Annotated in this window: 10 protein-coding genes; 7 read left to right on the top strand and 3 right to left on the bottom strand. The window is 38.6% G+C overall.

Annotated elements, in window-relative coordinates:
* Positions 1-6 precede the first annotated feature (6 nt).
* Entirely contained in the window at positions 7-2,559 is a 2,553-nt protein-coding gene (locus tag QNI22_RS20190; RefSeq protein WP_314513443.1) for a polynucleotide kinase-phosphatase, read from the top strand.
* A 129-nt stretch (positions 2,560-2,688) separates the two neighbouring features.
* Here QNI22_RS20190 and QNI22_RS20185 read toward each other — a convergent pair whose 3' ends face one another.
* Positions 2,689-3,039: a hypothetical protein gene (locus QNI22_RS20185; protein ID WP_314513442.1), complete on the bottom strand. Its 351-nt coding sequence runs from the start codon at positions 3,037-3,039 to the stop codon at positions 2,689-2,691.
* A gap of 643 nt (positions 3,040-3,682) precedes the next feature.
* Between QNI22_RS20185 and QNI22_RS20180 the strand changes: the two genes are divergently transcribed.
* The 4 genes from QNI22_RS20180 (at position 3,683) to QNI22_RS20165 (ending at position 8,146) form a co-directional block, all read left to right on the top strand.
* A complete protein-coding gene (locus tag QNI22_RS20180) occupies positions 3,683-4,477 on the top strand; it encodes a transporter (RefSeq protein WP_314513440.1) in 795 nt (264 codons plus the stop codon).
* A gap of 126 nt (positions 4,478-4,603) precedes the next feature.
* Complete coding sequence (locus tag QNI22_RS20175; RefSeq protein WP_314513438.1) at positions 4,604-6,187, top strand: GAF domain-containing protein; 1,584 nt, start codon at positions 4,604-4,606, stop codon at positions 6,185-6,187.
* Positions 6,188-6,220: 33 nt separating this feature from the next.
* Entirely contained in the window at positions 6,221-6,973 is a 753-nt protein-coding gene (locus QNI22_RS20170) for a helix-turn-helix domain-containing protein (protein ID WP_314513436.1), read from the top strand.
* Between the two features lie 36 nt (positions 6,974-7,009).
* Positions 7,010-8,146 (top strand): FAD-dependent oxidoreductase, encoded by a 1,137-nt coding sequence (locus QNI22_RS20165; protein ID WP_314513434.1) that lies wholly within the window; start codon positions 7,010-7,012, stop codon positions 8,144-8,146.
* A 53-nt stretch (positions 8,147-8,199) separates the two neighbouring features.
* Here the strand turns inward: QNI22_RS20165 and QNI22_RS20160 are convergent, their stop codons facing one another.
* Both QNI22_RS20160 and QNI22_RS20155 read right to left on the bottom strand, forming a co-directional pair.
* Positions 8,200-8,604, bottom strand: coding sequence for a DUF3885 domain-containing protein (locus tag QNI22_RS20160; RefSeq protein WP_314513433.1), 405 nt, complete (start codon positions 8,602-8,604; stop codon positions 8,200-8,202).
* On the bottom strand, positions 8,582-8,791 hold the full coding sequence (locus tag QNI22_RS20155) for a DUF3885 domain-containing protein (protein ID WP_314513432.1): 210 nt from the start codon (positions 8,789-8,791) through the stop codon (positions 8,582-8,584). The genes QNI22_RS20160 and QNI22_RS20155 overlap by 23 nt, the downstream gene beginning before the upstream one ends.
* A gap of 811 nt (positions 8,792-9,602) precedes the next feature.
* Here QNI22_RS20155 and QNI22_RS20150 point away from each other — a divergent pair.
* Positions 9,603-10,631, top strand: a complete 1,029-nt coding sequence (locus QNI22_RS20150; protein ID WP_314513429.1) for a sulfite exporter TauE/SafE family protein — start codon at positions 9,603-9,605, stop codon at positions 10,629-10,631.
* A gap of 128 nt (positions 10,632-10,759) precedes the next feature.
* The gene (locus QNI22_RS20145; protein WP_314513427.1) at positions 10,760-13,225 is read left to right on the top strand and encodes a TonB-dependent receptor; all 2,466 of its coding nucleotides are present in this window, start codon (positions 10,760-10,762) and stop codon (positions 13,223-13,225) included.
* Positions 13,226-13,244: the final 19 nt, after the last annotated feature.

Genomic DNA, 13,244 nt, shown 5'->3' with positions numbered 1-13,244 from the left:
AACAATATGCAGATAAAAATTCCAGAATTTTCCTTAGTTGTATTAATCGGTTCCACCGGCTCCGGCAAATCATCCTTTGCCCGAAAATTTTTTAAACCAACCGAAATCGTTTCATCTGATACCTGTCGGGGTATCGTTTCTGATGACGAAAATAACCAGGCAGCTACCAAAGATGCATTTGAGCTGGTACACTATATCATTCGCAAACGGCTAAAGAATGGTCTGCTTACCGTTGTGGATGCTACCAACGTACAACCTGAATCGCGTAAGGCACTCATGCAGATTGCCAGAGAGTATCATGCATTGGTAGTAGCTATCGTATTTAATCTTCCGGATTCCGTTTGTCTGGCTCGCAATAACCAGCGTCCGGATCGCCAGTTTGGCAGCCATGTGGTGCGTCAACATAATCAGAATCTGAAAAAGTCGCTGAAAACCTTGAAGAGCGAAGGCTTTCGTCAGCAATATATTCTGGATTCAGAAGCAGAAGTAAATGCCGTAGAATCCATTGTACGACAACCACTGTACAATAATAGAAAATACGAAACAGGACCATTCGATATCATTGGAGATGTACACGGGTGTTTTGATGAATTGAAAGAACTGCTGGAAAAGCTGGGCTATCAGTTTGATACCACAAATCCCTTTTCAGTTACCCCACCTGTTGGGCGTAAAGCCTTTTTTGTGGGTGATCTGGTAGATCGCGGACCAAACAGCCCTGATGTATTGCGATTGGTCATGCAGATGGTCAAAGAAGATAAGGCATTGTGTGTGCCAGGAAACCATGATGTGAAGCTACTGAAATACCTCAACGGTAGAAACGTACAGCTTAAACATGGATTAGACCGTACTGTAGAGCAACTTGCTTCTGTATCTCAGGAGTTTTTGGAAGAAGTAAAAGTATTTCTGGATGGACTCATCAGCCATTTTGTGGTGGATGATGGCCGGTTGGTAGTAGCTCATGCGGGCTTAAAAGAAGAAATGCAGGGACGTGGGTCAGGGGCTGTTCGTGAATTCTGTTTATATGGAGAAACTACTGGAGAGATCGATGAATTTGGTTTGCCTGTGCGTATCAATTGGGCTGCTGAATACCGAGGCAAGGCTATGGTAGTGTATGGACATACCCCTGTGGTAGAAGCACAGTGGCAGAACAATACGATTGATATTGATACAGGCTGTGTATTTGGTGGAAAGCTTACTGCACTACGTTACCCGGAGAAAGAATTGGTAGCTGTAAAGGCTAAAGAAATATATGCGCAGTCTACTCGTCCACTGGATTTTGAAGGAACTGGTAATACAGACAACCACAATCCTGCTGATGTTGTGTTGGACATAGATGATGTAATTGGCAAACAGATTATACATACGCGTTTGCACCATAGTGTGACCATTCGTGAGCAGAATGCCATGGCCGCATTGGAGGTAATGAGTCGCTTTGCCATCAATCCTAAGTGGTTGATTTACCTGCCACCCACTATGTCTCCTACAGAAACTAGTAAACTGCCTGATTTGCTGGAATATCCATCAGAGGCATTCAAGTATTATTCCGATCAGGGAGTAACTACTGTAGTTTGTGAAGAGAAGCACATGGGGTCGAGAGCTATTGTCGTTCTTTGTCGGGATGAGGAAACGGCTCTGAAACGGTTTGGAGTTTCTGGTGAAGGAATAGGTGTCTGTTATACCCGTACAGGACGTAGCTTTTTCACAGATAGTGTATTGGAACAAGCCTTTTTAGAGCGTATTAAAGTTGCCTGTGATAAAACCGGATTCTGGGATAAGTTTGAAACCAACTGGGTGTTATTGGATTGTGAATTAATGCCTTGGTCGGCCAAAGCGCAGGCATTGTTACAAAATCAGTATGCAGCTGTAGGAGCTGCGGCAACACATGCATTACCTATGGTAAACACTGTCTTGGCCCAGGCAAAGGGGAGAGGACTGGAAGTAGAGCACTTGCTGAAAAGTTATACCGAACGCCAGAAAATGGCTGAAAAGTTTGTAACAGCCTATCGTCACTATTGCTGGCCGGTTTCCAGCCTGGATGATTATAAACTGGCTCCTTTTCATTTGCTGGCTACTGAAGGTAAAGTTCATACTGACAAAACACATCGCTGGCATATGGATACTCTGGCAGAATTATGTGATGGTGATCCTCAGCTACTCTTTAAAACTCCTTATAAAGTAGTGGATCTTCAGAATGAAGCAGAGATCCAGGAGGCAATTGTATGGTGGGAACAACTAACCTATGCAGGAGGAGAAGGTTTTGTCGTAAAGCCAATGGAGTTTATTGTCACTAACGAAAAAGGTCTGGTACAACCTGCTATCAAATGCCGGGGAAGTGAGTATTTGCGTATTATCTATGGACCTGAATATTCGTCTTTTACCAATATTACACGTTTGAAATCCAGAAGTCTGGGAGGTAAAAGGTCCCTTGCTTTACGGGAATTTGCACTGGGTATGGAAGCCTTGGAAAAGTTTGTAGAACGTCAGTCCCTGCGTACTGTGCACCAATGTGTCTTTGGAGTACTAGCTTTGGAAAGCGAACCCATAGATCCTAGATTGTGAGAGATTCTTCTTAGTAGGAAAAGGCCTAAGGTATGGTTACTAACCATATCTTAGGCCTTTATTGTACCTTTTATTTCTCCACTTTAAAGTAGATGACGCTAACAGGTGTACTAACTACTGAAATACCTGCTAGTGTTTTCCATGATGATGAGGATGGTGATGTGCACTGTCATGTGGTATCCCTGTAGTATCCGGATGATGTAAGCTATCTGGATGGAAGTGGTGTAAGCTGTCTTCATGAAAATGGTGCAGGCTATCACCATGAGGATGATGAAACAAAGAGTCATGGTGGATTGAATCTCTTTTATGACACATAGAATCTTTTGTTGTAGCCGATGTATCTGTGCTATCTGTTGAACGGGCAGAGGAAGACTCTGACGGGGTAACAGCACTTTTTTCACAAGCAAGCAGTACAGATCCAATAATAAGAAATGTCATACCTAGCTGCAAAACAGGTTTGGTTTTAGCAGGATTTGCCATACAGATGAGAGTTAGAGATAAAGAAATTCTATTCTATAACCAGGTCTGCAGCCTCTGGTTTCTATCTGTAAGACATCTTTATAAGGAGTAACTACTACAAGTTTAGATAGTGTATCTATAAAAATATTGGTTTCATCTTGAGATTTAAATAAAATGAACTTTGAATCTTATCATTTAAACCTCAAGATTTTTTGCGGTTTTCTGTTTTCCTCTTCTATTGTGATGGTTTTTATAAATTTCATACATGTCTATTGTTATATTCAGTTGCCTGATAATTAATGGTTTAAATTACACTTTTGTGTTAACTGCTTTTGTGGAAAATGTGGTATAAATCTATTGGTCTTTATTTTATTCCTTCTTTTGTATAGGGCAATTGAAAGCGGTTTATTATATGATAAGTGGAAAAAAGATGGTTTTTAGATTGTTTGTCTATTGATAATCAATGTGTTGTGTTTGTGAATCTTACGAAGTGTTTTGTGGTCTTCAAAGTGTTTTGTTCTGTCTATAGCTTGTATCTAAATTTACAAACTGAAATCAGGTATATTTTAACGCTATAAGGTGTTTATTACCACTTGCATTTTTAAAAAGGAGATATGATTATCTCTGAGGAACAGGTGATAACGAATTAAAATGCAACGGTTTTATGAACTTCATAAAACATCAAATTGGAATTATTGCTACAGGAATTTTTTTAGTTTGTATAGGCTCGGTCAGTGGCCAGGAATCAATTGCTACAGATCGCCCGGATCAGACAGAATGTCCTTCTATTGTTCCCAAAGGGATGTTTCAGATTGAATCAGGATTTCAGTATGAGTTTGATAAATCAGATACCTCTCGAATTCAAAATATCACTTATAATACTTCATTGATTAAATACGGATTATCTGAATATGCCGAGTTTCGACTCATTGTCGAGTATATGGGTTGTAATTCTATTTATAAGAGAGAGACTAGTGTACATGAACGCGAGGCTTCTTTTAGCCCTGTGGCCTTAGGTATGAAGTTGCATATTTGTGAAGAGAGTGGACTCATACCCAAAACTTCTCTTATTTGTCATGTTGATTTGCCTGCTTTTAAATGCCCTGAAAACCAGGTAAATACTTTTGTGCCTCGCTATAGATTTACGATGAGCCATACACTTTCTGACAAATCTAGTTTGTCTTATAATATTGGTTCTGAATGGAATGCTGTTACTACCATTCCAACACATATCTATACATTAACTTTGGGAAGAAGCCTCTCTGAAAAGTGGGGTATGTATATTGAGGGCTATGGTTTTATTACTAAAAATCAACCTGCTGATCACAGATTTGATGGAGGGTTTACCTACCTGGTTACTAATGATTGTCAACTGGATATTTCTGGAGGCTTTGGGTTAACTCCCGCTGCTCCGGATTCTTTTATTGGAGTAGGCTGCTCCTGGCGTTTTAAAAAATAATGTCTAACTCAAATCTACTATTTCATTGCAGTTTGTATTTACCACAGTTTATTCTGAGAAAGGTATATGAGTATTTTTAATAATTTAAAAATTAAGCATAAGATCCTGTCTATTATAGGGTTAAACATGTTTTTCTTTGTTTTGTCCGGTATTTTCTGCTATAGGGCACTTATACTATTGGATAATTCTCAGCAGCAGCTTATTACAAATACCAGTGCTATCTATAATCAGATGAATGCAGATATGATGCACGATGCTTTACGTGCAGATGTCTACAAAGCCTTGTTACTTGAAGATAAAGGGGAAGTCGCACAAAAGGCGTTCAGAACTGAGTTTAATGAGCATAAAGCAAGCTTTCAGAAAAGCTTGGAGGTATTATCTGAACTAGACATCAATGATTCAGTCAAAATTGCTGTACATGAAGTCCTGCCTGCACTGAATAAATATATTGTACAGTCCGAACAATTGATAGCATTTACTTTTCAGAAGGATAGTGTTCAAATTGCTGCAGGATTGATAGCTTTTAATGCTTCTTTTGATCTGTTGGCTGAAAAAATGAGTGTCCTAAGTGCATTAATATCTGATAACTCAGAAAAACAAAATGCCAGTGCCAATGGTATTGTTTCTTTTAACAAACTATTAATTGTGGGTATATTGATTGCAAGTTTATGTGTGATGGGAGGAATCGGATTCCGAACTGCCAAACTTCTTTCTGAACCCATTCTTAAAGCAAAAGATGTCTTATCTGAGTTATCTCTTGGTAATTTAATGCAGATAACAGATTCTCAATACACAGATGAAATTGGCGAAATGAATCAAGCCTTGCATACATTGGTCGATAACTTATCCAATATTAAGGGTTTTGCAACTGAGGTTGGTAATGGAAAGTTTGATTCCAATGTAAGTGTGTTTAATAATTCAGGTGAATTAGGTACTGCATTGGCGACAATGCGACAAAGTCTGAAAACTATTTCAGAAGAAGAAAATAAACGGAATTGGGGTAACACAGGTATTACACAGGTTAATGAGATATTACGATCCAGGAATGAGAATTTTTCAATACTTCTTGATCAGGTAATAAGCTTTATTATTAAATACACGCAAACCAATCAGGGATGTATTTCTTTGGTTGATTCTACCAATCCACAGGATCTACATTTAAGTATACAGGCGTGTTATGCCTATAATCGCAAGAAATATATTAACAAACGAATAGAGATAGGGGAAGGTCTGGCTGGACAGGTTGTGCTTGAAAAAGAGACTATCTATCTGCAGGAGATTCCGCATGATTATATAGCCATTACTTCAGGTTTAGGAGAGGCTACTCCGAAAAATATCCTGATTGTACCCATGAAAGTAGACGAAGAGGTAGTAGGCGTTCTGGAGGTTGCTTCTTTGCAGATTATTCCTGCGCATCATATTCAGTTTCTGGAACGTGTTTGTACAAATCTGGGCTTACATGTTTCGAATGAAAATAAAAATATACAAACACGGAATCTGTTAGAGATGACCTTGCAGCAAAAAGAAGCGTTGCAATCACAGGAGGAAGAGGTTCGTCAGAATATGGAAGAGTTATATGCGATTCAGGAGGATGTACGCCGTCGGGAAAGCGAATACCTACAACGAATAGAGGAACTGGAGCAAGAACGTACAAATCAGCATCAGGTTCAGGTAAGGCAGGTGCAAGGTGCTTTCAAAGAGGTATTGTAGATGGTATGGATGAAAATATGTATTTTTCATCCCATGAATGTAGTTGCTTACAAAGTACATAAACCCATTCCGGAACTTGCCGATTTTGTGGAAAGTTTCTGGATGCTGGCTAATCCTTTTGATGAAGAAAAGGAAGTGGTTGTAGTACCCGATGGACGAATTGATTTGTGCTTTTCAATTTCGGCTACGGAACCTTATCATGTGATGCTGGCAGGACTGGATAGCGAACCTGCCTGTAGTAGCATTGCACCCCATTCGGTTATGTTTGCCATTAGCTTTAATTTGCTTGCTGTGGAGTATCTGCTTGATAATTCAGTATCCTCATTGTTGAATGAAAGACTTGTATTACCAGATAATTTTTGGGGAATAGCTGCCAATGATCTTACCGATTTTGATGCATTTTGTACAAAAGCAACCCTTAAAATGCTAAAAGCACTCAAGCCCGATGTAGATAGCCGTAAACGCAAGTTGTTTGAAATGGTGTATTCTACGATGGGAGCCGTGACTATTCAGGAGATTTCCGATACTGTACATTGGAGTAGCCGACAAATCAATCGCTATTTCTCTCAACAGTTTGGACTTCCATTAAAAACATACTGCACCATTCTCCGGTTCAGAGCCTCGTTTCCACAAATTACACATGGCAAGTTATTTCCGGAACAAAACTTTGCAGATCAGGCTCATTTTATCCGGGAAGTGAAAAAATATTCAGGTGCTACCCCAAAAGAGTTGAAGCAAAACAAAAACGACCGATTTATTCAATTTTCTGTTTTGAAGCAGAAGTAGTTTTGTATCAGTTAAATGATTAAACGATTTTCAATCATGCTGATAGAAAACAAAAAAATTGCTATTGTTGGCGGAGGTCCCGGAGGATTAACCTTAGCCAGACTTTTACAAAAAAAAGGAGCTGATGTAAAAGTATACGAACGGGATCTTAACAAAGAGGCTCGTGTACAGGGGGCTACACTGGATTTGCATGAAGAGTCTGGATTGAAAGCTCTGGAAAAAGCCGGATTAATGGATGCGTTTCAGGCAAACTATCGTCCGGGGGCAGATAAGGTACGCATTATAGATAAACATGCCGTTATTCTGGCTGACCAACATTCACTCACTGATCATAATGAATCCCGACCTGAAATAGACCGCGGTCCTTTGCGAAAGATTCTGCTTGAATCCTTACAGCCAGATACAGTAGTTTGGGATAGTCATTTTGCTTCTATGACACCTGAAGAGAGTGGCTGGAAACTGATGTTTCATAATGGTGTATCTGCCTATGCTGACATTGTGATCGCCGCAGATGGAGCCAATTCCAAGATTCGTCCGGTAATCACCTCTATCAAACCTTTTTACTCAGGTATCACTATTGTAGAAGGTTATGTATATGACTCAGAAACTGCTGCACCAGGCGTTCATGAATTACTAAAAGGTGGAAAGATATTTGCGTTTGGAGATGATAAAACGCTAATCGTAAGTTCAAAAGGGGATGGGAGTCTGGCATTTTATACAGGCTGCAAGACAGATGAGTTTTGGATACGTGAGAGTGGTATTGATTTTAAAGATAAGGCACAGGTGCTTGCCTGGTTTAAACAAGAGTTTGCGGGTTGGGATAGTGTATGGGAAGAGTTATTTGTCAATGCTTCGGTATTTATTCCTCGCCCGCAATATTGTATGCCATTAGACCAAAGCTGGGAGGCTCTATCCAATCTGACTATGCTGGGAGATGCAGCCCATCTAATGCCTCCTTATGCCGGAGAAGGAGTAAATATGGCCATGCTGGATGCGTTGGAGTTGAGTGAATGCCTTACCAGTGAGAAGTTTCCCGACCTTCAGGCTGCTATAGCACAGTACGAAAAACAGATGTGCACCAGAGCCTCTGAAGCAGCCCAAATGACGCTGGATTCAACTGCTATGCTACACTCTCCTGAAGCTATCACTTTTATGAGTGAGATTGTTGGGTGATAAAAGAAAAATAAGAATAACGAAAGGATATGAACATATTTTATATTCTTTCGTTAAAAACCATCTTGTCTTTTAGACAACCAAGCTTTGTATTTTAGTTTATAAGAATCCCTGGTTTGGATATCTTTTAGGATAAAATCCATTCCTCCATCATAAGGCGCAACCATACTGGTTCTTTCAATAGAAATAAAAAATGCTCTCATTTCATCATTGGCAATAGCCTGAAGTAATGTGTTGTGTCGGCCAGATTGCCAAACTGTTTCTGCCAAAGCAGGTTTGTAGACTTGATTAGGTTGATAATTTGCTGGATCAATCTTGTGAAAGTCTATATCATCAAGCCATGTAAAGTTATATGGTTTTAAAACTTCCGTTTCTTCCAGTATATAGCTGGTAGTTCCTTTCTCTATATAGTCTCCTGTTATAAGTAATACCGGATTACCTTCCCCCAAGCAAATCACTGATAATAGTATTCTGTCTGTGAAGTAAAATATTCCATTCTTCTTCATTATCTGCATATCGTTTGGATTCTGGCAGACTATGAATTCTAAACCATCTGTCAGAATAATCGTATTTAAAATAATGAGAAATTGGAAGTGTATCAGGAAAAGTTGACGACCAGAATATAGTAAATTGTTCTTTTGTCATAGTTTTTGCCCAGATAAAGTGTCAGATTATGTATTTATCAGTATGTTCTTTAGGATAGTTTATTTTGTAATATAGAGTTACTTATGTGGGGAAGTTGGGGAAAATAATATAGTTTTTTTAGAACAGAATGTGATATTTGCTAAGATGTTTCTCAAACGTAATCTCAATAATGAAATATATCGTACTTTTTGCCTCTTTTTTATGTTTTACAGCTTGTAACAAATGTGAGAAATGTGAGGTTTTGAAAAATAATGCAGCAATAGAAAGCTACGAAAGTTGTGACTCTGAAAGCATAAAGGTTGTAAAAAAGATTTGTCAGGAAAGTGCCAAGTTACAGACTTCTGAATGTAAATGTAAAGAGAAAAACTAGTAAGATATTAAAGCATACTTTTTAAAAGATATTACTGGTCCTTTATTTGGAGTTTTGTAAATATTCCTGGTAAAGTGTTGTCTTTTTGAGGTCTTGCTCAAGTCTTTTCCAGATATCATAGATGATCTTCGCATAGGTATACTTTATCCCGGTTTCATTTTCTTTAGTAACATTGTTCTATTCTTTCTTCTTATTGAATAAAGCTACATTCTCTTTATTCTGTTTGCATGGATTATTTTTCTGTATGCCTTGATAACAATTGCTCAATTATCCCAAAAATCTACAGAATTGTCTTCTAAGTTTGAGTGATTTATCTGTCATATAAGCCTTTATATGTAATCTTCTACTCTGACTTTGAAATCAGTGAGTAACTAGATTAATCATTGGTCTATTGACAGCTACATCTGTGAAACTATTTATAAACGGTTACTCAAACACAATATGTTTATTTCCGCCTTATGGCTAGTAATCTGTGCAATGCTTGCTTTTTCACTTTCTGCAGTTTGTGGCGGAGGGGCGGGTCTGCTTTTAATTCCTTTGCTAAAAACGATATTACCTGCTGCTAATGTTCCTGCTACGTTATCTATCGGGACTGCTGCAAGTTCTGTATCTCGCATGGCAGTGTTTAAGTCCCATATTCAATGGAAGATTGTTGCCTGGTTTGTGCCTGCTGCCTTGCCTGCTGTGTGGCTTGGAGCTTGGTTGCTTAAATACCTGAATCCATTGTATCTGGAACTAATTCTGGGATTATTTCTGGTGGGAAATCTGCCAATGCTTTTTAAATCAAAAAAGGAATCAATAGCTCAAAGGCCTCTGCCTGTTTTTTATTTGTCACTCATTGGAGCTGCTGCTGGTTTTGTTTCTGGCCTTACAGGTGCTGTAGGATTATTGTTTAATCGGTTTTACCTGCGATATGGATTGACGAAAGAGCAGATTCTGGCAACACGTGCTGCTAACGAGCTTTTACTGCATCTGATTAAGATTTTTCTCTATGCTTCTTTTGGTTTGCTTACCCATGATGTGTTTTTACTGGGCATCTTGATTGGGGGTGCAGCTATTGGCTCTTCCTGGGCAATGAAATGGCTTTTACCTAAAATCAATGATAACTGGTTTAAGCGACTTGGGTATGGTGCCATGATTATTTCCGGAATATCCCTGCTGACAGGGGCCACCAATCGACTAATTGATACCAATCATACACAAATAAGCCTGACACCCTTATCTGATGGCGTTCAAACACAAGTACAATGGAAGGAAGGTACTTTCACTCTTGAATTTGAGTATGAGGAAGGAATCGAATTTGAAACTAAAATTAATTTTGAAGACTTACCTGCTAGTCAAAGGGTTGTGGCATCGCGGTTGAGTAAGGAGGCCGACAAAGTATTGATTGAAGAAGTGTTTGGTGTGAATAAGCATTATTATGAAGTGTATGTATTTACGAATGGAAAAGTTGTAAAAACAGATATATAGCATTTCTCTAGTAAAATTAGTTTGAAGACCCCCACTCTCCAAAAAAACTACAGAATTGTATGCCAGCTTTGAGCACTGTCCAGCTAAAAAGCTATTTTCCAGAAATACACCTTATTATTCATTCTGATATGAAATCATTTTTATATACTTTGTTTTTGTTTTGTTTGATCTATGCAAACGCATATAGTCAGAATAAGTCAAATCTGAAGATAAAAGGAAAGATAGTTGACGCTTCCAATAACCTTCCTGTAGAGTTTGCAGCAGTTGCACTTACTGATCAACTAACCAATAAGGTAGTAAATGGCACTGTAACAGGAACTACAGGCGATTTTGAAGTAACTGTTCCTACTACAGGTACATTCATGCTTAGTGTCGATTTTATTGGATATCAAAAAGCAGTAGTAAAAGATATCGTGCTGAATACGACAGGCAAAGATTTGCAAACCATTCAACTGACTCCCTCTGTAAATGTGCTCAATGAAGTCACAGTAGTAGGAAAAAAAGCCATCGTAGAGAATAAGATTGATAAGATTGTTTACAATGCAGCAAATGATATCACTTCGCAGGGTGGTGTTGCTCTTGATGTTTTGAGAAAGGTACCTCAGGTTTCCGTAGATATTGATGGCAATGTGGAGTTACAAGGTAACCCAAATGTACGGTTTCTGATTAATGGAAAGCCTTCTACTATTTTTGGAAACAGTCTTACGGATGCGCTTGCTTCTATTCCTGCCAGTCAGATTCAGACTATTGAGGTGTTGACCAGCCCTGGAGCCAGGTATGATGCCCAAGGTACTGGTGGAATTATTAATATTGTACTAAAAGAAAATCACTTGCAGGGAATGAATGGAACAATCAGCTTGACAGCTGGTACCCGACTCGAAAATGGATCAGTTAATCTGAATTTTAGAAAAAACAATTTTGGAATCAACACCTTTGTTAGTGGAAATAAACAGCTTAGTTCCAGAACCCCTAGTTCACAAAATCGCTTCTCAAAAGGAGATACTGAGCAAACAACACAGTTACTGCAAAAAGGTTATCAGGATTTTCAACGAAGTGGTTATCAATCAGGAATCGGATTTGATTGGAGTCCTACTAAAAAAGATAATCTCATCGGTTCCATAGGTTATACTGATTTTGGTAGTGAAAGCAGAGGTACTACTCAACTAAATGAGTCTGTTTTTAATACTAACGGATCACTTCTTTCTTCTGAGAATATTCTGCGTAATGCGACCAGTAAAGGATCTGTAGGAGCTCTTGAATGGAGTCTGAGCTACAGTAAAAAGCTCAGGAATGATGGACAGGAACTGAATGTACTCTATAGTTCCAGTTTTGGAAAACCTCAAAATAACTACAGTCAGACACAACAGTATCTGGCTGAGAATATACCTTATTCAGGTAGCTCGGGTCATACACCAGGAAATAATAAACAGACAAATTTGTCCATTGATTATTCGCATCCTCTTACAACAGACTTGACACTTGAAACCGGAGTAAAGACAGTCCTGCAGGATATTAACAGTCAGGCAGATGTATTGGTATTTTCTCCTTCCCTGAATCAATATACAGCTGACTCTTCTCAGTCGTATCTATTGAATTACAGTATGAAAATTTATGCAGGATATTTGTCTGGTACTTTTTCGTTATTCCATTATTTGAATGTAAAGACGGGTTTACGGTTTGAGCATACAGATGTAACAATTGATTTTCCCAATACATCTATTCCTTCTTACAATAATCTGGTTCCTTCCATTGTGTTGTCACACAATTTTAAAGGTGACCAGTATATCAAATTAGCCTTTACCCGCAGGATTGAGAGAGCTGATTATCGTGAAATCAACCCATTTATGAATTTGAGTGATCCCTATAATATCACTACTGGCAATCCGTTGTTAAAACCTGAAATTGGCAACAATATAGAATTGGGATATAATAAACCATTCAAGAATGGTGGTAGCTTGTATATTGCGTTGATTGAACGAATAAATACCAATGATATTAAGCCTTATACTACTTTCTACCCTGAATACGTAATAGGAGATTCTACATACCAGAACGTTTCAATAACTAAAAGACAAAATATTGGAATTGAGTATAATTCTGGTATAAGTATTTCCGGACAGTTGCCATTGACTACTCAGCTAAGTGTAAGAGGCAATGCAATAGTTACCCAAAAGCGTGTGGTGAATACGTTGCTTTCCAATCAGGTAGCGAATGGAGTTAACTATCGTCTTAATCTAAATGTCATTTACCAGTTGCCCTGGGATCTGGTGATGGAAGGATTTGGAAACTTTTCGTCTGCTATCAATACGATTCAGGGAAAAAGGCCTCAACAGCTTACATATAATCTTGCTATACGCAAACAGTTTCATCATAAGAATGCTAGCTTTGGTCTGACTGCTACCAATCCATTCACGAGATATATACGTCAGGTCACAACCGTAGTAACCGAAAACTATGTCTCCACGACAATTGTGCAGGTTCCCTATCGATCCTTTGGTATCAGTCTTACTTACAAGTTTGGCAAACTGGAATTTAAGAAGGACAAAGAGCCTAAGAATAACTTTTTGCAGAATGCTCCTTCTACAGACAACTAATCCTTTTCTAAGAATCAGA

Origin of the sequence: Xanthocytophaga agilis (assembly GCF_030068605.1) — a bacterium.
GTDB lineage: Bacteria > Bacteroidota > Bacteroidia > Cytophagales > 172606-1 > Xanthocytophaga > Xanthocytophaga agilis.
Note: the sequence above shows the minus strand (reverse complement) of the source record. Positions and strands in the feature narration are given on the sequence as shown.